Origin of the sequence: Streptomyces sp. NEAU-W12 (assembly GCF_026242095.1) — a bacterium.
In the GTDB taxonomy this organism is placed as follows: domain Bacteria; phylum Actinomycetota; class Actinomycetes; order Streptomycetales; family Streptomycetaceae; genus Streptomyces.
The window spans coordinates 466,826-487,553 of record NZ_JAPJDM010000001.1 but is presented as its reverse complement, the minus strand read 5'-3'; the positions used below and the strand labels follow the sequence as shown (position 1 = coordinate 487,553).

Genomic DNA, 20,728 nt, shown 5'->3' with positions numbered 1-20,728 from the left:
GATGGTGTTCAAGCGGCTGCTCGGTCCGCCGGGTCCGGGCGGGCCCACGGTCGACACGGTTCTGGAACCGGGGCCCGTCCGGCCCGGTGGGACGCTCGCCGGACAGGTGCGGCTGGTGGGCGGCGACACCGCGTTCGACGTCGAGCAGGTGGCCCTTGAGCTCGTGGCCCGGGTGGGGGGTGAAAGGGGCGGGAACGGGGTCGCCGTGCCGTTCGAGCGCTTCGCCGTCGGGGGCGGGTTCCGGCTGGACGAGGGTGAGGCACGCACCGTGCCGTTCGGGGTGACGCTGCCGTGGGAGACACCGGTCACCGAGCTGGACGGGCGGGAACTGGGCGTCCGCCTCGGCGTGCGGACCGAGCTGGCGGTGGCCGGGCCGCCGGAACCGGACGCCGTCGCAGGCCCCGGCCCGCTCGGCCCCGGCCCGCTGGGCGTCGATCCGCTGGGGGTCGATCCCCTCGGTGTCGGTCCGCTGCCCGCCCAGGAGGCGATCATCGGCGCGTTCCGGCGGCTCGGGTACGGGCTGCGGTCCGCCGGTCTCGAGCACGGCCGCATCGGCGGCACCGGGCAGCGGCTGCCCTTCCACCAGGAGATCGGGCTCACCCCGGCCCCGTCGTACGCGGACCGGGTGGAGGAGATCGAGCTGACCTTCCTCACCCACCCGGGCGGCATCGAGGTCGTCCTGGAGGCCGACAAGCGGGGCGGCGGGAACGCGGGCGGCGACGAGGACACCGGGCACGACGCGCTCAGCCGGTTCACCGTCGGCCACGACGACGCCCGCGACTGGGCCGCCGAGGTCGACGGCTGGGTGCGTGAACTGGTCGAGCACCGGGAGGCGTACGGCAGCGACAGCGCGTACGGGCACGGGGGACCGCACTCCGGACCGGGTATCGGCTGACGGTCCGGCCCCGCCGCACCCGCACCACCCGCCGTGCTCGCACCACCCGCACCACCCGCCGTGCTCGCCCTACAGCGGCGTCGCCGTGCGCAGGATCCAGAACAGGGTCACCGCCGCGTTGGCGGACGACATCGCCGACGCGGCCGTACCGGCGGCCGCTCCCCAGGCCGCCAGGCCCGCCGAGGTGAACACCTCCGGCCAGGGCCCCGTGGCCGGAGCCGGGGCGAGCAGCGCCGCCACCCGGCGGGGGACCGGTCCCGGCGCCGCGAACGCGAGCAGGGGCGGGCCGCCGGCCCGGGAGGCGAGGGCCGCCTTGCCGATGGCGGTGGCGACCGTACGGCGGTCGCCGACCGTACGGGCCGCCTCCTCGTCCGCCCAGCGCTCCGCCGCGTACGACACCGCCGTGTGCAGGGGGCGCAGGAACGGGTTGGCGTGCGCGGCCAGCCGTACGGCCAGCAGGAACCGGTGATGGCGGGCGGTGAGGTGGGCGCGCTCGTGCGCGAACAGGGCGCGGCGTTCGGCGGGGGCCAGGTGGTCCAGGAGGGCGGTGGTGACCACGACCCGGTCGCGGCGCGGTCCGGTGCCCGGGAGGGCGTACGCGTACGGGGTGTCGTCGGGCAGGACCGCCACCTCCGTGTCCGGCAGGCCGGTCAGGGCGCGGTGGGCGCGCCGGCGGGTGCGGACGTGCCGCCACAGGGTCCGGGAGCAGGCCAGCAGCACCACGCACAGGGCCGGGATGGCGGCCTTCCCCACGACCTCGTCGTACGGGACCGCCTCCCGCACCTCCGGGTCCGACCAGCCGTCCGGCAGCGGGTTGCCGGGCAGGGTGGCGGTGCCGACCACCATCACCAGGCACAGGCACACCGTGCTGCACACCGCCATCACCGCGGCGACCCAGGTCAGCATCCGCGTCGCGGTCCGCGGGTGCAGATGCTGTGCGGCGAGCCGGGCGATCGGCCACGCCGTCAACGGCAGGACGAGCGGCAGGAAGACGAACACCCCCATGAGGCCTCAGTCTTCCCCGTCGCTCCGGGGCTGACCCAGCAGTTCCCGCAGGAGTCGTTCGTCGTCGGGGCCGAGTCCGGTGACGAAGCTGGCCAGGACCGCCTCCCGGTCGCTCTCGGCGTCCAGCACCCTGCGCATCCGGTGGGCGGCGAGGCCGGCGTGGTCGGAGGCGGAGGTCCAGGCGAAGGAGCGGCCCGCGCGTTCACGGGTGACCGCGCCCTTCGCGAGCAGCCTGGTGAGGATCGTGACGACCGTCGTATAGGCGAGGTCCTCGCCCAGGCGCTCCTGCACCCAGCCCGCCGTCGCCGGGCCGTCCGCCTCGCGCAGCGCCGACAGCACCAGCGCCTCCAACTCGCCCTGACCCCGCCGCCGGTGACGCCGACTGTGTTCGACCACGGCCTGTCTCCCTTCCGTCGACTTCCCGTCCCCCGGCGGTCATCGTATAGACGAACGGACACCGTCAAATTCTCTACATTGCTGTAGATTCTACGGGCGGCATCCGGCAACGGCTCACGAGAAGGACGGGCGGACCCCCCACATGTTCGGACTGAGCGAACTCGCGATCATCCTCATCGTCGTCATAGCCGTGCTCGCGGCGAAGAAACTGCCCGACCTGGCCCGCTCGGCCGGCAAGTCCGCCCGCATCCTCAAGGCCGAGGCCCGTGCGGCCAAGGCGGAGGCGCAGGAGGACGAGCGGCGGGCCCGGGCCCAGCAGCCCCAGCCCTCCCAGCAGCCGGACGCGCCTCGTGTCATCCCGGGCGAGACCGTCGTCGCAGGCGAGACCGTCGCCCGGGACACGGCCGCCGACGGCAGCCCCACCCAGCAGCGGTAGCGGTAGCGGTGACGGCGGCGAGCCCGCTCAGCCGTTCCAGACGTCGTCGTACGGGTCCCTCGGGGTGGGGACCGGCTTCGCGGACGTGACCTCGAAGTAGGGGACGGGTCCGTCGTTGACCGGGTCCTTCGTCCGGCGCGGGCTGTAGGTGCCGCTGACCTCCAGCCAGGCGTCCGGCTGCAGGACCGGGGGGACCTCGCCGGTCAGGGCGATCTTCACCGGCTGACCGTCCGCGGCACAGCAGTTGAGGGACATCCGGACCAGCTGGGGAGCACCGGACGGGTCCAGTGCGACGAAACCGGTGATCTCGATGGGCCGGTCGCCCAGGCCGCGGCCGTCGTCGTAGACCGCGCGGGCCGCGTACTCCCCCACCCCCAGGCGCAGCGCGCCCCCGGCGGGGAGTTCCGGGAAGCCGAACGGTTTCTGCAGGGCCGTACCCGTGTGGGTGGCGCTGTACGAGCCGAGGGCCGGCGGGGCCACCAGGATCAGGGCGAGGACGGGAAGGGCGAGGAGCCAGGAGACACGGGGCTCGCGATGCCCCCGCCGATCGTCGAAGTCGCCGTCGCGCCTCGTACGAGACCCGCGAGACCCGCGCCACTCGTACCAGACCGTCGCCACCGCCGTCACGACGAGCACGGCACCGCACAGCAGGAGCAGCGGGCGCAGGCCCGCCTTCACATAGCGCAGGTGGAGGTCGGTCAGCCCGGCGTGCAGCACGGTCGCGCCCAGGAGGAACAGCAGGGCCGCCTGTGCCTGCCGGTTCAGGTCCGGGTTCGGGTTCGGGTGGCGACGCAACCGGTTCACAGCAGCACCGCTCCCGTCAGGACCGAGACCCCGACCGCCAGGACGAGGGTCGCCGGGGCGAAGCGCAGGGCGAAGCCGCGGCCGAACGTGCCGACCTGCATGGCGAAGAGCTTGAGGTCGACCATGGGGCCCACCACGAGGAAGGTGAGCCGGGCCGTCAGCGAGAACTGGGTCAGGGACGCGGCGACGAACGCGTCCGCCTCCGAGCAGATCGACAGCAGGACGGCCAGCGCGGCCAGGACCAGTACCGACAGCACGGGGTGGTCGGCCGCCCGTTGCAGCCAGGCGGCCGGGACGACCGCCTTCAGCGTCGCCGCGGCCATCGCACCGACCACCAGGAAGCCGCCGGCGTGCATCACGTCGTGCCGGACCGACCCCCAGAACGCCGCGCCCCGGCTCTGCCCCTCGTGGGACGAACGGGACGGCGGGCGCAGCCAGTCGGCGCGGCCGTGGCGCTGCCACAGCCAGCCCATCAGGCAGGCCACCAGCAGGCTCGCCACGAACCGGGCGAGGACCATCAGGGGATCGTCCGGGAAGGCGACCGCCGTCGCCGTCAGCACGATCGGGTTGATCGCGGGCGCGGACAGCAGGAACGCCAGCGCCGCCGCCGGGGCCACTCCCCTGCGCACCAGCGCCCCCGCCACCGGGACCGACGCGCACTCGCAGCCGGGGAGCACCGCGCCCGCCGCGCCCGCGACCGGAACCGCCAGGGACGGACGCCTCGGCAGGGCGCGGGCGAAGAAGGACGGCGGGACGAAGACCGCGATCGCCGCGGACAGCAGGACACCGAGCACCAGGAAGGGCAGCGCCTGGATCATCACCGCCACGAACACCGTCGTCCAGCTCTGCATCACCGGGGCGCCCAGGGCGCGGCGGACCGGGTCCTGGAACATCACGGCGGAGAGCAGGAACAGGACGAGGAGGAGAGACGGGTCGAGGTGCCGGGACTCCCCGGCCGCCCCGCCACCGCCACCACCGGGCCCCGTGTCGCCGTCGGCCCCCCTGCGGGGAGCCGGCTCGGTCATGGCCACGGGCCGGTCACCTCCGGACTGGCGCGGGAGCGGGGACGTCGGCGGGGCGGGGGCGCGCGTTCCCCCTCCCATCGATACGGAGCGGAGGGCGGGCCCGTTCAGCACCGTTCGGCACCGGCCGTCGTGCACCCCCTGGAACCGCCTGCGTGTATACGGCAGTCTTTCCTCCCGTGGTGAGCCTTCCGAATCAGATCCCGCCGGGCGTTCCCCCCGCGCACATGCTGGTGTGCGGTGACGACGGACTCGCGCACCGGCTCGCCGCCGAACTCCGGGGCGTGTACGGCGAACAGGTCACCCTCGTCGTGCCGCCCTCCGGGCTCCGGGTACGGGAACCGGTGGTGGGCCGGGCCCGCGCCGCGTCCGCCGCGCTGCTCGACCGGTTCGTGAACGCCACCGTCAACCGCGCCGGCGCGGGCGACGGCCTCGACGACCCGTCCGACGAACGGCTGATCGAGGCCGCCGAACCCACCGACGCCGTACTCGCCGAAGTGGGCGTCGCACGGGCCGCCGCGCTGGCCCTGGTGTACGACGACGACGAGACCAACATCCGCGCCGCCCTCAACGCCCGCAGGATCAACCCCAGGATCCGCCTCGTCCTGCGCCTCTACAACCGGCGCCTGGGCCGGCACATCGAGGACCTGCTCGACCAGGCCGCGGAGTTGTCCGGCGGCGACGCGCAGGGGCGTGGACACCACAGGGGCGACGCCTCCACCACCGTGCTGTCCGACGCCGACACGGCCGCCCCCGCCCTGGTCGCCACCGCGCTCGTCGGCACCAGCAAGATCGTCGACACCGACGGGCTGATGCTGCGCGCGGTGGAACGCCGGCCCCCGCGGCCCGGCGAGGTCGCCGATCCCGGCCTGTGCACGCTGGCGCTGCTGTCCGCGACGAGCAACGACCCGGCCGGCTCGGACGGTTCGGAGGACAGCGGCGACCAGGGTCCGCAGATGCTGCCCGACGCGGCGGCCGTCGCGGCGGCGACCGGACGCGGCACGATGGTGCTGGAGCAGGTGTCGTACTCCGGGCCGCCCCTGCCCGCCGTACGGGCCGGGGTGCCGCCGTTCGCCTCGCTGTTCTCGCAGCGGCTGCGGTGGTCGCTGGCGGGGCTCGCGACGGCCGTGGTGGTCCTGGCGGTCGTGCTGGCCCTGGTCACAAACGACCACCCGCTGCACGCCGTCTACGTCACCCTGCTCGACCTCTTCGCGATCAACGAGCCCGCGCACAACCAGTCCATGGGGCGGCAGATACTGCAACTGCTCACCGGGCTGGTCGGGTTGCTGCTGCTGCCGGTGATGCTGGCGGCCGTCCTGGAGGCCCTGGGCACCTTCCGCATCGTGTCGGCGCTGCGCAAGCCGCCGCGCGGGCTGAGCCGGCACGTGGTGCTGCTCGGGCTCGGCAAGATCGGTACGCGGGTGCTGACCCGGCTGCGCGAACTGCACATCCCCGTGGTGTGCGTCGAGGCCGACCCGGAGGCCCGGGGGATGGCCACGGCACGGCGGCTGGGCGTACCGGTGGTGCTCGGGGACGTCACGCAGGAGGGCGTACTGGAGGCCGCGAAGATCCACCGGGCCGACGCGTTCCTCGCGCTCACCAGCGCCGACACCACCAACCTGGAGGCCGTGCTGTACGCGCGGGCCGTACGCTCCGACCTGCGGGCCGTCCTGCGGCTGTACGACGACGAGTTCGCGACGGCCGTGTACCGCACGCTGCGGGCCGCGCACCCCGACGCGGTGACCCGCAGCCGCAGCGTCTCCCACCTGGCCGCGCCCGCCTTCGCCGGGGCGATGATGGGCCGGCAGATCCTGGGGGCCATCCCGGTCGAGCGGCGGGTGCTGCTGTTCGCGGCGCTGACCGTGGGCGGGCATCCGCAACTGGAGGGGAAGACGGTCGGCGAGGCGTTCCGGGCCGGGGCGTGGCGGGTGCTGGCCCTGGACACGGCGGCGACCCGGTCGGCGCCGGGCGCGGGCGGGAACGGCACCGGCCACGGCTCCGGGAACGCCGTCGGTCCCGGAGCCGGGACCGGGGCCACGGCCGGCGGCACCGCGGCGGCCGGTGAGCCGCCGGGGCCGTCGGGGCCCTCGGGGCTGGTGTGGGACCTGCCCGACACGTACGTCCTGCGGAACGAGGACCGGGTGGTGCTGGGCGCCACCCGGCGGGGGCTGGCGGAACTGCTCGGACGCAGGGGGAGGGAACGGTCGGGAAGGTGACCTGCCAATGCTCCCCGGGCGGCCGGGGCCCGGGAAACACCGGCGCCGGAATCCCTCAGCCCCCCTCCCCCTCCGCCGTCGCCGTCCCTGTCGCCGATCCCAAGTACCTTTCGGCGAAGTCCAGTTCCATGCGAACCTGCTTGATCCGCTCGTCGACCACCAGGGAGCCGTGTCCCGCGTCGTAGCGGTAGACCTCGTGGGGGGCCTCGCGGGACCGGAGGCGGTGGACGTAGTTCTCGATCTGCCGGATCGGGCAGCGCGGGTCGTTCACCCCGGCCGAGATGTAGACCGGCGCCTTCACCCGGTCGACGTAGGTGATCGGGGAGGACGCCTCGAACCGCTCGGGCACCTCCTCGGGCGTGCCCCCGAGCAGCGTGCGGTCCATCGCCTTCAGCGCCTCCATCTCGTCGTGGTACGCCGTGACGTAGTCGGCGACCGGGACCACCGCGATGCCCAGCGTCCACGCGTCGGGCTGGACGCCCAGGCCGAGCAGGGTGAGGTAGCCGCCCCAGGAGCCGCCGGTGAGGATCAGGCGGTCCGGGTCCGCGAGGCCCGAGCCGATCGCCCACTCCCGGACCGCGGCGATGTCCTCCAGCTCGATCAGTCCGACCCGGTGCTTGAGCGCGTCGGTCCAGGCACGGCCGTACCCCGTGGAGCCCCGGTAGTTCACGCGCACCACCGCGTACCCGTGGTCGACCCAGGCGGCGGGGCCGGCGGCGAAGGAGTCGCTGTCGTGCCAGGTGGGGCCGCCGTGGATGTCGAAGACGGTGGGCAGCGGGCCGGTCGCGCCCTCGGGCTTCTGGACCAGGGCGTGGATCCGGCCGCCGGGACCCTCCACCCAGACGTCCTGAACCGGCACCGAGCCGGGCGAGCGCATCCCCGGCGGATCCAGGACGACCCCGCCGCTCGTGGAGCGCACCGCCGACGGCTGGGCCGACGACGACCACAGGTACTCCACGCTGCCGTCCGGCCGGGCCGTCGCACCCGAGACGGTGCCGGGCGGGGTGTCGATCTCCACCAGCTCCGGGCCCGCCAGGTCGTAGCGGAACAGCTCGCTGCGGGCCTCGAAGCTGTGCGCGATGAGCAGACCCGTACCGTCCGGGAACCACTCGGCGCTCACGTCGCCCGGCAGCTCCAGGGAGAGGTCCGTCTCCTCGCCCGTCGCCACGTCCCACACCAGGGGCTCCCAGCGGCCGCGCCGCTGATGGCCGATGAGCAGACGCGTGTCACCGGCGACGGGGGCGAAGCCCAGCACCTCCAGGCCCAGCTCCTCGGTACCGCCCCTGGTGTCGTCCAGTTCGGCGACCGTGGTGCCGTCGGGGCGCAGCACGCGCAGCGCGGAGTGCATCGCGTCGCCGTGCTCGGTGTGCTCGACGGCGATCAGCGAACCGTCGTGCGAGAGGTCCCCGACGCCCGCCGACTCACGGTGCCGGTAGATCTCCACCGGCGCCGCAGCCGCGTCACCCGCCCGCACCAGGTGGATCGTCGTACCGTCCTCGTCCGTGGAACGGCCCACCACGGCCGTGCTCCCGTCCCGGCCGAGAGCGAGACCGGCCGGGTACGAGGCGTCGAGCCCCGGGGCGGCGAGCTCGTCCGGACCGCCCGCGAACGGCTGGCGGCGCCAGACGCCGAACTCGTCGCCGTCCTTGTCGTCGAACCACCAGATCCACTCGCCGTCCGGCGAGAGCACGCCGTCCGTGGTGCCGTTGGGCCGGTCCGTCACCTGGCGCTGCCCGCCGGTCGACCGGTCCCAGGCATACAGCTCGTACGTCCCCGTCGCGTTCGACACGAACAGGGAACGGTCGGGGGCGTCCTCCGCCCAGTCGGGCAGGGACACCCGCGGCGCCCGGAAGCGCTTCTCCCAGTCGGGCATCCGCTCGCCCTGATGTACTCGCTCGGTCCGGTCCGTCCGCCGCGCCGGTGCGCCGGACCCGTTGCTCTCAGTCATGACCCCATACTGCCCGCCCCGGTGGGGTTCGCGCCGCCGAGGTCCCGACCTGTGGACAACCGGAATCCCCAGCCTGTGGACAACCGGCGGGGCCACGGGCCGTCGAGGCGGCCCCGCGGGCCGCTTCCCGGGCGCGGCACCGTACGGTGGGGGCGTGTACCGGTTTCTGCTGACGCCCCGATGGTGGGGGATCAACGTCTTCGTGCTGCTCGCCATCCCCTTCTGCGTCTTCATGGGGTCGTGGCAGCTGGGCCGGTTCGAGGACCGCGTCGAGAACCACCGCGGCGCCGAGGAACAGGTCGCCTCCAGCCGGCAGGAGGAGGCCCGGCAGCTGGACACGTTGCTGCCGGTGACCAAGGTGACCTCGGGCAAGCAGGCCACCGCGGGCGGCCGCTACGGGGAACAGCTCCTCGTGCCCGACCGCGACCTCGACGGCGAGCCCGGCCACTACGTCCTGACGCTGCTGCACACCGGCACCGGCAAGGTTCTGCCCGTCGTACGGGGCTGGCTGCCCGGCGACCCGGACCCGGCCGGCGCGCCCGCGCCGCCGGACGGCGAGGTCACCGTCACCGGGGCGCTCCAGGCGTCCGAGACACCCGGCAGCAACGGCGTGGGCGCCCTCAGCGGCCTGCCCGAGGGACAGACCGGCGCGATCAGCTCGGCGTCCCTGGTGAACCTGGTGCCCCACGACGTGTACGACGCGTGGATCACCCTCAACGAGGGCGACTCGGGGATGCGCCCGGTGCCCGCGGTCGCACCCGGCGGTACCGGCCTGGACCTCAAGGCCTTCCAGAACCTCGGTTACACCGCCGAGTGGTTCGCCTTCGCGGGCTTCGTGATCTTCATGTGGTTCCGTCTGGTGCGCCGCGAGGCGGAACTGGCCCGGGACACGGAACTGGGCCTGGTCCCGGACGAGCGGCCCGCACAGGACCGGAAGCAGGGCCAGGACGAGGACCGGAAGCGGGACCGGGAGCAGCCGAGCCCGTCAGGGGTGTGACGGGCCGGCCTCGTCGGCCCGCCGTCGCCGTCAGCCCGCCGTGGTCGGCAGCAGTCCCGTCCAGTAGACGGTCCCCGCGCAGGCGTTGGGCACCGTGGCGGTCGCCGTGCCCGCTCCGCCCTCCGGGGTGTACGTCACCGTCACGCTGCCGCCGGTCGTGCCGTCCTCCGTGAGGAGCTGGGTCTCGGCCCCCGTGTCACCGCCCGTGGACGTGCCGTCGGCGGCCGTCGGGTTCTCGGACGGGCTGGGGTCGGGCGAGGGGTCCACGCTGCCGCCGCTGCCGCCGCTGCCGCCGTTGTCGCCGCCCCCGCCGTTGGTGGGGCAGGGCTCGGAGGGCACCCAGGCGAACTTCACGTCGTACGCCTCACCCGGCTCGAGCACCAGTCGCCCGGCCTCCAGGGACGGGTCCGGCAGGCCCGCCGCCGCGTCCCCCGCCGTGTGCCGGACCGGGGCCACCTCGGCGGCGTCGGCCGCGCCCAGCGGCGTCACACCCAGGCTTCCCGGACCGCCGACCGTACAGCCGGCGGTGGACACGTTGGCCACCCGGAAGGAGCCGTAGACCGCGCCGGTGGAGTCGGGGGCGCCGCTGCTCGCGACGGCCGGGCCGAGCTGCGCGCCCGTACAGACGGGTGACCCCGCGGTGGCGCTCGCCGAGGGGGCGGCCCCCTCCGTCACGCCCGTGCCCGCCCCGGTGCCGGTGGCCTTCTCCTCGTCCTTCGCGTCGTCCTTGCGGTCCCCCTCGACCCGGTCCGAGGTGCCGCCCGCGGTGGTCTCGCCCCCGCCGGGGCCCTCGCCCTCGCCGGTACCGCCCGGTGCCTGCGAGGCATGCCCCACGGCGGACGGGTTGGCGTCGGGGCCGGTGGAGTCGGTGAGGTGCACGAGAGCCGGTACGGCCGTGCCGACGAAGAGGGCTGCGGCCGCCGCACCGACGAGGATCTGCCGCTTGCGCGCCCGGCGGGCCGGGACCGCGCGCCGCAGGTAGTCCAGCGAGCCCTCGCTCGGCTCCACCACGCGCACCGAGCTGTGCAGCAGGCTGCGCAGCTCCAGCTCGTCCGGACCGAGCCGGTCGGGGCCCGGTCCGTCCGGGCCGGCGTTGGCGTCGTTCACAGTTCCGTTCCCAGGGTGCGATTGCTTCGACTGCTGCCCGGACGGCGACACCAGCCCGCGCAGCACGCGCAGGCCGCTCCCGCCGGACGGACCCGGGCCGTCGGACGGGGACGCGTCCTCGGACGCGGGCACCTCGGACGCAGGCTCCCCGGCCGAGCCTTCCCCGGGCCCGCGCTCCCCGGCCGTACGCACGTCGGCCTCCCGGCCTCCGGTCTCCTCTTCACGGGGCCCCTCTTCACGGGGTTCCCGTTCCTCGGGTTCCCGCTCGTCGCCCTCGGGCTCGCGCTGCCCGCCCCCGGGGGCGGGCTCGGACGTGCTCTCCTCCGCCCCGGGCCCCTGCGGCTCGCGCTCCTCGCCCCGCACGTCCTCGCCGCGGGCGTCCTTCCCGCCGCTCATACCGGTGCCTCCATGGCCACCCTCAGCGCCGCGATCCCGCGCGAGCCGTACGCCTTCACCGAACCCAGCGAGATGCCGAGCGTCGCCGCGACCTGAGCCTCGGTCATGTCGGCGAAGTAGCGCAGCACCAGTACCTCGCGCTGACGGCGCTGGAGCCCCTTCATCGCCTTGATGAGGGAGTCGCGTTCCAGCAGGTCGTACGCGCCCTCCTCCGCACTCGCCATGTCGGGCATGGGCTTGGAGAGCAGCTTCAGGCCGAGGATGCGGCGGCGCAGCGCGGAACGGGAGAGGTTGACGACCGTCTGGCGCAGATACGCCAGGGTCTTCTCCGGGTCCCGGACGCGCTTGCGGGCGGAATGGACGCGGATGAACGCCTCCTGGACGACGTCCTCACAGGAGGCGGTGTCGTCGAGGAGGAGCGCGGCGAGGCCCAGCAGCGAGCGGTAGTGCGCGCGGTAGGTCTCGGTGAGGTGGTCGACGGTCGTGCCGGCCGCCACTACGTCGTCGGCACCGCCGTCACGCTGACTGGGTATGCGGGCGGGCCGCGCTGCGGGCATCGGCGCGATCACCGGAATGCCACCGGACGCACCGGCCCTACGGGGTCGGAGTGCCTGGCGGGGCGGGCGCAGAGCCGGGCCGCGCGGCGTTGCGAAGTCGAGTACCTCAGCCACGCCAGTTGGACACACGTCCCCCCATGAGGGTTGTACGGGCCGGACGTCACGTTTGTTGCGGCGCCCGGAATCCGCTGTCCCCCGTCCACGCCGGGCAGCACCACCGACAGCACACCGAATGCCCTCATGCGTCCCGCTCTTCCCCTATGCCTCATATGAACGGACGTCCCCACGCCCGGTTCCGGACGTCCCCACGCCCGGAAAAGACCACCTCGCCCCCGGCGCGCCCGAAAAAAAGGGGGTGCCCGCAAAGACGTTTTCCGCCCGGCACGCGGTTGCGTGGGGCGGAAGGCAAATCCTTGACTGCCTGCCGGTCAGGATCAAGAGATCAGGGCATCATGACCGGTCCACATCACTTGCACAGATCCTACAAAGCAAATGCCGTGACCAAGCATCATTTACGGTGCGTGCGTCCGGGGCCGGTCCGGCACCGCCACCAGCTCGGCGATCTGCGCGGTGTTGAGGGCGGCGCCCTTGCGGAGGTTGTCGCCGCAGACGAAGAGTTCGAGCGCCGTCGGGTCGTCCAGGGCCCGGCGGACCCGCCCCACCCAGGTCGGGTCGGTGCCGACGACGTCGGCGGGCGTGGGGAACTCGCCCGCGGCGGGATTGTCGTACAGCACGACGCCGGGCGCGGTGGCGAGGATCTCGCGGGCCGCGTCGACGGTGACCTCGTGCTCGAACCGGGCGTGCACGGTGAGCGAGTGCGTGGTGATCACCGGCACGCGGACGCAGGTCACGGCGACCGGGAGGCGGGGCAGGCCGAGGATCTTGCGGGACTCGTCGCGGACCTTCATCTCCTCGGAGGACCAGCCGTCCTCACGCAGCGACCCGGCCCACGGCACGACGTTCAGCGCGACCGGATCCGCGAACGGCCCGGTGTCGTCCCCCACGACCCGGCGTACGTCACCGGGGCTCGTCCCCAGCTCCGTGCCCGCGACCAGGGAGAGCTGGTCCCGCAGGGTCCGCACACCGGCGTGACCGGCGCCGCTGACCGCCTGGTAGGAGGAGACGACCAGCTCGCGCAGCCCGAACTCGGCGTGCAGCGCACCCACGGCGACGATCATCGACAGGGTGGTGCAGTTCGGGTTGGCGACGATCCCGCGCGGACGCATCCGCACGGTGTGCGGGTTGACCTCGGGGACGACGAGGGGCACCTCGGGGTCCATGCGGAAGGCGCCGGAGTTGTCGACCACCACCGCGCCCCGCGCGACGGCGACGGGCGCCCACCGCGCGGCGACCTCGTCGGGGACGTCGAACAGCGCGACGTCGATCCCGTCGAAGGCCTCCTCGGTGAGCGCCACGACCTCGGTCTCCTCGCCGCGCACGGCCAGCTTGCGGCCGACCGAGCGCGGCGAGGCGATCAGTCTGATCTCGCCCCAGACGTCCGCCCGCTGGGACAGGATCTGGAGCAGCACCGTGCCGACGGCTCCGGTCGCTCCCACGACCGCGAGCGCCGGTCGCCCGGACCGCGTCATCAGCGGCCGGTACCCCCGTAGACGACGGCCTCGTCGCTGTCGGAGTCCAGCCCGAAGGCGGTGTGCACGGCGCGGACGGCCTCGTCCACCTCGTCCTTGCGGGTGACGACCGAGATGCGGATCTCGGAGGTCGAGATCAGCTCGATGTTCACGCCCGCGTCGGACAGCGCCGTGAAGAAGTCCGCGGTGACTCCGGGGTGGGTCTTCATGCCGGCGCCGACCAGGGAGATCTTGCCGATCTGGTCGTCGTAGCGCAGGGAGTCGAAGCCGATGACGCCCTTGTTCTTCTCCAGGGCGTCGATGGCCCTGCGGCCGTCGGTCTTCGGCAGCGTGAACGAGATGTCCGTGAGGCCGGTGGAGGCCGCGGACACGTTCTGCACGACCATGTCGATGTTGATCTCGGCGTCGGCGATCGCGCGGAAGATCGAGGCCGCCTCGCCCGGCTTGTCCGGCACACCGACGACCGTGATCTTGGCCTCGGAGGTGTCGTGCGCGACACCGGAGATGAGCGCCTGCTCCACCTTCTTGTCCCCTCGCTGAATCGGCTCACTGCTGACCCACGTGCCCCGCAGCCCACTGAAGGACGAGCGGACGTGGATCGGGATGTTGTACCGGCGGGCGTACTCCACACAGCGGTGGAGCAGCACCTTGGACCCGGAGGCCGCCAGCTCGAGCATGTCCTCGGTCGAGATCCAGTCGATCTTCCGGGCCTTCTTCACCACACGCGGGTCGGCGGTGAACACGCCGTCGACGTCGGTGTAGATCTCGCACACCTCGGCGCCGAGGGCGGCCGCCAGGGCCACCGCGGTGGTGTCGGAGCCGCCGCGGCCGAGCGTGGTGATGTTCTTGCCCTGCTGGCTGACCCCCTGGAAACCGGCCACGATGGCGATGTTGCCGTCGTCCACCGAGGCCTGGATCCGACCGGGCGTGACGTCGATGATGCGGGCCTTGTTGTGGACCGAGTCGGTGATGACACCCGCCTGGCTGCCGGTGAAGCTCTGGGCGTTGTGGCCCAGGTTTTTGATCGCCATGGCCAGCAGCGCCATGGAGATCCGCTCTCCCGCGGTCAGCAGCATGTCGAGTTCGCGCCCGGCAGGGATCGGGGATACCTGCTCGGCGAGATCGATCAGCTCGTCCGTCGTGTCGCCCATCGCGGAAACCACGACGACCACCTGGTGGCCGTTCTGCTTGGCTTCCACGACCCTCTTGGCGACGCGCTTGATGCCCTCGGCATCGGCTACGGAGGAGCCTCCGTACTTCTGCACGACAAGGCCCACGTGCGCTCCTCGCTCATTCCGTCGTTGTCCCACGTTTTGCGCACATGTGTGCACAGTGTGGTCGGCTCATTCTATCGAGCGCCCGAAAATCGCCTCCGCGATATCGCATCGTGAGACTTCCGGGCACCCGCGCAGGGGGGCTCATGCCCAGGGCGGCGCGGGCCACTCGGAAAAGTGCCCCGCGTCACATACTCCCCCGTTCACGCCTTCACGGCTCGCGGCTCACGAGTCCCGGCTCACGGCTCACGGCAGGGCGTTTTCCGTACCCCGTTTCGGCCATGGGGTGGGACGCGGGAGGCAGGGCGGGACCAGGGTGGGCGTAAGCCGCGGTCGAACTCCGAGTTCTTCGATCCGCAGGTCAGGCCCCGTTCGGTGTCGCAAGCACGTACCGGGGCCGATCTGTTTGCTCGCTCGCCGCGAACCCGGAGCGCCTCCACGTTCCGCCGCAAGCCGATCACGGAACGTCACCCGTTCGAGGTATGGCGCCTCGACTGAGCTGCAGACTTGGTTGGTCGGGTATTCCCACCACACCGGAGAAACCCAGAAGAACCATGGGAAGAGCCCGGGTCCCGGAGCCCGGGTCCCGGAGCCCGGGGCTCAAGCTCCGGGCTGAACTGCGGCGACGAACGCCGACCAGGCGGAGACGCGGAGCCCGGGGCCGGCGGAGGTCGCCGTGGAGTCGCGGGCGTGGAGGGCGGGGAGACCGGGGAGGATGCCGGGCCGATCGTGGCCGAGGCGGCGCGGGGGTCTCGTTCCGGGCCCAGGCAGCCCGGATCCCCTACGTGCCCCTGGTGCTCTCGGCGTCCCAGGGGCACACGGACGTCGTGGAGCTGTCGCTGGACCGCGGGGCGGACATCGAGGACCGGGACTTCAAGGGCAGGCCGCCCCTCGAAGGGGCAGCCTCGTTCGGGCAGGCGGGCGTGGTGCTCCAGTTGCCCGGCCGCGGTGCCGAGCCGACGTCGGGGCCACTGGCCAACGCGCGCGAGCGCGGAGCGGAGAGGCATCCGGAGCGGGCCGGGGACCACGCACGGATCCTCGACGCCCTGCGTGCCACTGGGGTCGAGGGGGGAGGTGAACTGCCGGCCCTGTTACAGCACCGGGCGCAGGCCCAGCGGGACGCCGATCTCCTCGGCCATGACTCTGCCCGCCTCGATCTCCAGGGCGTCGTCGCCCATGTCCTGGTCGGTGTCGAGGCCGTCCAGGGCGGCCAGGGGCTGGTTGAGGCGGACGTGGGCCACCACCGACTGGAGTGCGCGCAGGGTCGCGGACGCGGTGGAGCCCCAGTTGGAGAAGTAGGAGAACTGCCACCACCACAGCGCCTCCGTGGTGCGGCCGGCGCGGTAGTGGACCATGCCGTGGCGGAGGTCGGAGACGACGTCGGTGAGGTCGTCGGAGATCCGGGCCGGGACGGGCGCCTTGCGGGGCTCGTAGGGGTCGAAGACCTCGGAGTAGACGTCGACCGGCTCCAGGAGACGGGCGAGGTTCTCGCGGAGCGCGTCCACGTCGGCCTCCGGGCCCGGGTCGGGCTCGTAGCGCTCGTCGGGGAGGATGTCCTCGTGCGCGCCCAGCCGGCCGCCGGCCAGCAGGAGCTGGGAGACCTCCAGCAGGAGGAAGGGGACCGCCGAGTCCGGCTCGTCGCCCTTGGCGACCTCCGTGACGGCGACCAGGAAACTCTCGATCTGATCCGCGATCTGGACCGAGAAGTCGTCCGGGTCCCGGTCGGTAGCGTGCAGCGTGGCGTCAGACATCTAGGAGTCGTCTCCCCTCGAAGGCGCGGCCGAGGGTGACCTCGTCCGCGTATTCCAGGTCTCCGCCCACCGGGAGGCCACTGGCCAGGCGGGTGACCTTCAGGCCCATGGGCTTGATCATGCGGGCGAGGTACGTGGCCGTGGCCTCGCCCTCCAGATTCGGGTCCGTGGCCAGGATCAGCTCGGTGACCGCGCCGTCGGCCAGCCTGGCCAGCAGTTCCCGAATACGCAGGTCGTCGGGGCCCACCCCGTCGATCGGGCTGATCGCGCCGCCCAGGACGTGGTAACGGCCCCGGAACTCGCGCGTGCGCTCGATGGCGACGACGTCCTTGGGCTCCTCCACGACACAGATGACGGCGATGTCGCGGCGGGCGTCACGGCAGATGGCGCACAGCTCCTCCTGCGCCACGTTGCCGCAGGTCGCGCAGAAGCGGACCTTCGCCTTGACCTCCATCAGGGCGTGGGCGAGCCGCCGTACGTCCGTCGGCTCCGCCTGCAGGACGTGGAAGGCGATCCGCTGGGCGCTCTTGGGACCGACGCCGGGCAGCCGCCCGAGTTCGTCGATGAGGTCCTGCACCACGCCTTCGTACAACGGACTGCCGTCCTTCCTGTGTTTCCTCAGTACGTACCGTAGAGGCCCGCGGGCCGTCTTAGAAGGGCAGACCGGGGATGCCGCCGCCGCCCAGTCCCTGGGCCAGCGGGCCGAGCTTCTGCTGCTGGAGGGTCTGCGCGTTCTCGTTGGCCGCCTGGACGGCCGCGACGACGAGGTCCGCGAGGGTCTCGGTGTCCTCGGGGTCCACCGCCTTCGGGTCGATCCTCAGGGCGCGGAGCTCGCCGGAGCCGGTGACGGTGGCCGTCACCAGACCGCCGCCCGCCTGGCCGTCGACCTCCATGTGCGCGAGTTCCTCCTGCGCCTGGGCCAGGTCCTGCTGCATCTTCTGGGCCTGCTGGAGCAGCTGCTGCATGTTGGGCTGGCCACCACCGGGGATCACGATTCAGCTCCTTGGTCGGTCCGTCCGTACGGGATTTTCCCGTTCGGCACGAGCCTACGTGGTCCGGGCGGCCGTCGCCCCAGCACTCTTTCGAGTGAGTCACCCTCGCGCCCTATACCTGATCACAGCCCCCTTTCGGGCGGAAGCGGCGCCCGAACCCCCGGCACGGCCACCCGTTGGGCGGTAGGAAGGGGGCCGGCACGTCCGTGCCCACGTCCACGTCGATGTCCGCGTCGGCCGTCCGCGCCGGTGTCCGGCGCCCGGCGCCGGGCAGGCGTCGCGCAGGGGTCCGCAGGGGTCCCGTGGAAGTCCAGCAGGGGTCGGGGCAGGGTCGAGTTCGGGTTCGGGGTCAGGCTCCAAGGTCAGTAGGGAGTACCGGGTGGTTCAGCCGGAGAGGCAGCCCGAGGACCGTCCGCAGGACGGGCTCGGCAAGGGGGCGGCCGGGCTGCGGCCGGGCGATCTGGCCGGGCGGGTGTTCCCGCTCGGGGACTGGGGCGAACCCGCGCCCCGGCTGGACGAGCTGTACCGGTGGGTGGAGCGCGGGGCGCTGGACACCGCCGCCTGGTACCTCACGGTCCGGGTCCGCAAGCGTCGGTGCGCGCGGGCGCTGCGTACGGGGGCCGCGGCGGGGGCGGCCGCCGGGGCGGCGCTGCCGCTGCTGGACCTGACCGGAGCGACCGGCGGAGCCGCCCCCTGGGGATACATGGCGCTGCTGCTCGCGGCGGCCTGCGTGGCCGCGGACCGGTTCTTCGGAGTGACCTCCGGCTGGATGCGGGACGTGGCGACCGCGCAGGCCGTGCAGCGGCGGCTCCAGGCGTTCCAGTTCGACTGGGCGTCGGAGTGCGTCCGCGAGATGCTGGGCCCGGCCGAGGGCACCGCGAGCGAGGCGGCCGAGCGGTGCCTGTCGGTGCTGCGGCGGTTCTCCGAGGACGTGGACGAGCTGGTGCGGGCCGAGACGGCGGACTGGATGATGGACGTCCGTACGGGCGCGAGCGTGCCGCCCGCCGCCCAGGGGGCGCCGGCGGGCACGGGCCGCCCCGAGTCGCCCGGACAGTCCCACGGCCGCTTCGCGACCGCGCCCGGGGCCGCCCGCCCGAACATGCCCCGCCAGCGGCCGCCGGAGCCGAGGTGAGGCACGGCGCGGGCCGGCGGTGGGTCCGGCCGCCCGCGCGTCGCTGCCGAGAGGGCTCCCCGACGGCGCGCGGCAGCGGACGCTCCCCCTCCTCCGCACGGCAGCGGACGCTCCCCCGCCTCCGCACGGTCAACGGCGGGGCCCGGGTGTGCGGCCGGCGTGGCACGGAGGGGCGTGCCGGTCCCGTGGGTCAGTGCCCCGTGTCCACCCGCGTGTAGGTGAGCTGGTCGCCGTTGCCGGTGTTCACGCGCCGGAGGGTGCCGTCGGGCAGGAGGGTGATGTCGGTGGCGGCGCCCGGCGTGCAGGCGCTGCGCGGCCGGCCGGCCGTCACGGTGGTCGGGCCGATCTCCAGCGGCTCTCCGGGCCCCGGGGCTCCGGAGAGGGCGCCCTCGAACACGCAGTGGTAGGTGCCGTTCCCGGTGGGGCCCTCGGCGACGAGGGACATGACCGTGTCACCGGCCTCGCCCTGCTGGATGGTCAGTGTGCGGGTGTGCAGCCCGCTCGCGTTGTCGATGGTCGTCGACCAGGTGCCGAGGTATCCGGCCGGGACCGTCCCGTCGGCGGCCGGCGAGGGGGCCGGCCGGTCCGTCCCGGTGGTACCGCCGGCTGTGTCCGTCCCGGTCGAGGACTTCCCGTCGGGCGACGGGTCGCTGCCGTCGGTGCCCTGGGACGTGCCCTCGCCCGGCGTGCCCGAAGGGCTGCCGCCGGCGGTGCCGCCGGCTCCGCCGCTCATCAGCGTGTACACCGTGCCACCCGCGGCGAGCGCGACGACCAGCGCGATCACGACGAGCAGCGCGGTGGAGCGGTTGTCGCGCGGGGGCCTCGCCGGGCCGTACGGCGGCGGGGCCGTGCCGAAGGGCGGCGGGCCGTAGGCAGGGGTGGCGCCGGCGGCCCCGTAGCCGTTGTAGGGGGAGCCGGAGGGCTGAGGGTGCGGCTGGGCCTGCTGCCGGGCGTACGGCTGGGGGTACTGCTGGGGGTGGCCGTACGCGGCGGGGGGCTGCCCGGCCGCGGGGGCGTCCGGGGTCGGGCCCGGGGGCGCGGCGGGGCCGTTCGGGCCGGCGACCGGGGTGGGCAGGTGGTCGACCACCGCACCGTCACGGGGCGCTCCCGGGGCGGGCGGGGCGGAGCCGTCGGCGGCGGGGGCGTGGTCGGGGGTGGCGGCGGGGGCCGGGCCGTCCGGCCCGGGCGGCGGCGCCTGGGGATCCTCCGCGTCCAGGAGCCGTACGGCGTGCCGGCCGAGCTGGGCGACCAGGACGCCCGGCAGCCAGGGCTCGCGGAAGCGGCCGTCGCCGACGGTGTCCCCGGCGCCGGTGCGCAGCAGGATCTGGTCGAGGGTGGGCCGCCGGGCGGGGTCCTTCCCGAGGCAGTCCTGCACGAGGTCGGCGAGGCCCTCGGGGACCCGGCCGAGATCGGGTTCCTCCTCGGCGATGCGGAACATCAGGGCGTGCACCCCGCTGTGGGCGGTACCGAAGGGCAGCTCGCCGGTGGCGGCGTAGGCGAGCACCGAGCCGAGGCAGAAGACGTCGCAGGCGGGGGTGATGCGGTCGCCGCGCACCTGCTCCGGTGCCATGAACCCGGGCGAGCCGACCAGCGCCCCGGTCCGGGTGAGACCGCCGTCGGTCACGGTCTCCAGGGCCCGCGCGATCCCGAAGTCGATGACGCGCGGCCCGTCGATGGTGACGAGCACGTTGGACGGTTTGAGGTCGCGGTGCACGATGCCGGCGGCGTGGATGTCCTTCAGCGCGTGTGCGAGACCGGCGGCGAGAACGCGTACCGAACGCTCGGGCAGCGCCCCGTGGTCGTGCCCGACGACCTGCTGGAGGCTGGGCCCGGCGACGTAGCCGGTGGCGACCCAGGGCACCGGGGCCTCGGTGTCCGCGTCCAGCACCGGCGCGGTCCAGTCGCCGCCGACCTGCCGGGCGTTCTGCACCTCCTGGCGGAAGCGTGCCCGGAACTCCTCCTGCCGGGCCAGCTCCTCGCGCACCAGTTTGACGGCGACGGTGCGTCCCCGGTCGGAACGGGCGAGGTAGACCTCTCCCATGCCGCCGGCGCCGAGCCGCGCGAGCAGCCGGTACGCGCCGATCCTGCCCGGGTGCCGGGCACCCCGGCCCCCTGCCGGATTCCCCGCCGCGTCCCCCGGCCCGTGCTTCTCCATCGCTCTGCCGCCTTCCCCCGCCGTGAGCAACAGCATGAGGATAAACCGGACAGGGC

The 20,728-nt window shown here is 73.8% G+C and carries 18 protein-coding genes; 5 read left to right on the top strand and 13 right to left on the bottom strand.

Annotation, left to right across the window (positions count from 1 at the left end; genetic code table 11):
- Position 1 precedes the first annotated feature (1 nt).
- Positions 2-895: a sporulation protein gene (locus ORI94_RS02165; protein WP_323056017.1), complete on the top strand. Its 894-nt coding sequence runs from the start codon at positions 2-4 to the stop codon at positions 893-895.
- A 69-nt stretch (positions 896-964) separates the two neighbouring features.
- Here the strand turns inward: ORI94_RS02165 and ORI94_RS02160 are convergent, their stop codons facing one another.
- Positions 965-1,900: a M56 family metallopeptidase gene (locus tag ORI94_RS02160; protein WP_266071939.1), complete on the bottom strand. Its 936-nt coding sequence runs from the start codon at positions 1,898-1,900 to the stop codon at positions 965-967.
- Positions 1,901-1,906: 6 nt separating this feature from the next.
- A complete protein-coding gene (locus ORI94_RS02155; RefSeq protein WP_266071938.1) occupies positions 1,907-2,296 on the bottom strand; it encodes a BlaI/MecI/CopY family transcriptional regulator in 390 nt (129 codons plus the stop codon).
- A 142-nt stretch (positions 2,297-2,438) separates the two neighbouring features.
- On the opposite strand from ORI94_RS02155, the gene ORI94_RS02150 reads away from it, so the two are divergent.
- Positions 2,439-2,732 carry a twin-arginine translocase TatA/TatE family subunit gene (locus tag ORI94_RS02150; RefSeq protein ID WP_266071937.1) on the top strand — a complete coding sequence of 98 codons (294 nt, stop codon included), beginning with the start codon at positions 2,439-2,441 and terminating at the stop codon, positions 2,730-2,732.
- A gap of 27 nt (positions 2,733-2,759) precedes the next feature.
- Here the strand turns inward: ORI94_RS02150 and ORI94_RS02145 are convergent, their stop codons facing one another.
- Together ORI94_RS02145 and ORI94_RS02140 are read right to left on the bottom strand one after the other, a co-directional pair.
- Positions 2,760-3,497 (bottom strand): TIGR03943 family putative permease subunit, encoded by a 738-nt coding sequence (locus ORI94_RS02145; RefSeq protein WP_266071980.1) that lies wholly within the window; start codon positions 3,495-3,497, stop codon positions 2,760-2,762.
- A 35-nt stretch (positions 3,498-3,532) separates the two neighbouring features.
- A complete protein-coding gene (locus ORI94_RS02140) occupies positions 3,533-4,567 on the bottom strand; it encodes a permease (RefSeq protein WP_416237751.1) in 1,035 nt (344 codons plus the stop codon).
- 218 nt (positions 4,568-4,785) lie between these two features.
- On the opposite strand from ORI94_RS02140, the gene ORI94_RS02135 reads away from it, so the two are divergent.
- Positions 4,786-6,774: a potassium channel family protein gene (locus ORI94_RS02135; protein WP_266071979.1), complete on the top strand. Its 1,989-nt coding sequence runs from the start codon at positions 4,786-4,788 to the stop codon at positions 6,772-6,774.
- A 55-nt stretch (positions 6,775-6,829) separates the two neighbouring features.
- On the opposite strand, the gene ORI94_RS02130 is transcribed toward ORI94_RS02135, so the two are convergent.
- Positions 6,830-8,722 carry a prolyl oligopeptidase family serine peptidase gene (locus ORI94_RS02130; RefSeq protein WP_266071935.1) on the bottom strand — a complete coding sequence of 631 codons (1,893 nt, stop codon included), beginning with the start codon at positions 8,720-8,722 and terminating at the stop codon, positions 6,830-6,832.
- A 154-nt stretch (positions 8,723-8,876) separates the two neighbouring features.
- On the opposite strand from ORI94_RS02130, the gene ORI94_RS02125 reads away from it, so the two are divergent.
- Complete coding sequence (locus ORI94_RS02125) at positions 8,877-9,719, top strand: SURF1 family protein (RefSeq protein WP_266071934.1); 843 nt, start codon at positions 8,877-8,879, stop codon at positions 9,717-9,719.
- A gap of 30 nt (positions 9,720-9,749) precedes the next feature.
- Here ORI94_RS02125 and ORI94_RS02120 read toward each other — a convergent pair whose 3' ends face one another.
- The 7 genes from ORI94_RS02120 to ORI94_RS02090 all read right to left on the bottom strand — a co-directional run bounded on the left by ORI94_RS02120 (position 9,750) and on the right by ORI94_RS02090 (position 17,385).
- Positions 9,750-11,222 carry a hypothetical protein gene (locus ORI94_RS02120; RefSeq protein WP_266071933.1) on the bottom strand — a complete coding sequence of 491 codons (1,473 nt, stop codon included), beginning with the start codon at positions 11,220-11,222 and terminating at the stop codon, positions 9,750-9,752.
- A complete protein-coding gene (locus ORI94_RS02115; protein ID WP_266071932.1) occupies positions 11,219-11,893 on the bottom strand; it encodes a SigE family RNA polymerase sigma factor in 675 nt (224 codons plus the stop codon). The genes ORI94_RS02120 and ORI94_RS02115 overlap by 4 nt, the downstream gene beginning before the upstream one ends.
- Positions 11,894-12,291: 398 nt before the next feature.
- Complete coding sequence (locus ORI94_RS02110; RefSeq protein ID WP_266071931.1) at positions 12,292-13,368, bottom strand: aspartate-semialdehyde dehydrogenase; 1,077 nt, start codon at positions 13,366-13,368, stop codon at positions 12,292-12,294.
- On the bottom strand, positions 13,368-14,645 hold the full coding sequence (locus ORI94_RS02105) for an aspartate kinase (protein ID WP_266071930.1): 1,278 nt from the start codon (positions 14,643-14,645) through the stop codon (positions 13,368-13,370). Before ORI94_RS02105 ends, ORI94_RS02110 begins: the two co-directional genes overlap by 1 nt.
- 1,088 nt (positions 14,646-15,733) lie before the next feature.
- Positions 15,734-16,393 (bottom strand): DUF5063 domain-containing protein, encoded by a 660-nt coding sequence (locus ORI94_RS02100; protein WP_266071929.1) that lies wholly within the window; start codon positions 16,391-16,393, stop codon positions 15,734-15,736.
- Positions 16,386-16,985, bottom strand: coding sequence for a recombination mediator RecR (gene recR / locus ORI94_RS02095; protein WP_042163566.1), 600 nt, complete (start codon positions 16,983-16,985; stop codon positions 16,386-16,388). Before recR ends, ORI94_RS02100 begins: the two co-directional genes overlap by 8 nt.
- A 58-nt stretch (positions 16,986-17,043) precedes the next feature.
- Positions 17,044-17,385 carry a YbaB/EbfC family nucleoid-associated protein gene (locus ORI94_RS02090; protein ID WP_266071928.1) on the bottom strand — a complete coding sequence of 114 codons (342 nt, stop codon included), beginning with the start codon at positions 17,383-17,385 and terminating at the stop codon, positions 17,044-17,046.
- A gap of 379 nt (positions 17,386-17,764) precedes the next feature.
- Here ORI94_RS02090 and ORI94_RS02085 point away from each other — a divergent pair, with 379 nt between their 5' ends.
- Complete coding sequence (locus ORI94_RS02085) at positions 17,765-18,517, top strand: SLATT domain-containing protein (RefSeq protein ID WP_266071927.1); 753 nt, start codon at positions 17,765-17,767, stop codon at positions 18,515-18,517.
- Positions 18,518-18,707: 190 nt separating this feature from the next.
- Here the strand turns inward: ORI94_RS02085 and ORI94_RS02080 are convergent, their stop codons facing one another.
- Entirely contained in the window at positions 18,708-20,672 is a 1,965-nt protein-coding gene (locus ORI94_RS02080) for a serine/threonine-protein kinase (RefSeq protein ID WP_416237755.1), read from the bottom strand.
- Positions 20,673-20,728 lie beyond the last annotated feature (56 nt).

What these genes read in the sequence shown, in the direction of transcription:
- ORI94_RS02165 (WP_323056017.1), top strand. Translation starts at nt 2, where the DNA reads ATGGTGTTCAAGCGGCTGCTCGGTCCGCCGGGTCCGGGCGGGCCCACG.
- ORI94_RS02160 (WP_266071939.1), bottom strand. Translation starts at nt 1,900, where the DNA reads ATGGGGGTGTTCGTCTTCCTGCCGCTCGTCCTGCCGTTGACGGCGTGG.
- ORI94_RS02150 (WP_266071937.1), top strand. Translation starts at nt 2,439, where the DNA reads ATGTTCGGACTGAGCGAACTCGCGATCATCCTCATCGTCGTCATAGCC.
- ORI94_RS02135 (WP_266071979.1), top strand. Translation starts at nt 4,786, where the DNA reads ATGCTGGTGTGCGGTGACGACGGACTCGCGCACCGGCTCGCCGCCGAA.
- ORI94_RS02130 (WP_266071935.1), bottom strand. Translation starts at nt 8,722, where the DNA reads ATGACTGAGAGCAACGGGTCCGGCGCACCGGCGCGGCGGACGGACCGG.
- ORI94_RS02120 (WP_266071933.1), bottom strand. Translation starts at nt 11,222, where the DNA reads ATGAGCGGCGGGAAGGACGCCCGCGGCGAGGACGTGCGGGGCGAGGAG.
- ORI94_RS02110 (WP_266071931.1), bottom strand. Translation starts at nt 13,368, where the DNA reads ATGACGCGGTCCGGGCGACCGGCGCTCGCGGTCGTGGGAGCGACCGGA.
- ORI94_RS02100 (WP_266071929.1), bottom strand. Translation starts at nt 16,393, where the DNA reads ATGTCTGACGCCACGCTGCACGCTACCGACCGGGACCCGGACGACTTC.
- ORI94_RS02080 (WP_416237755.1), bottom strand. Translation starts at nt 20,672, where the DNA reads ATGGAGAAGCACGGGCCGGGGGACGCGGCGGGGAATCCGGCAGGGGGC.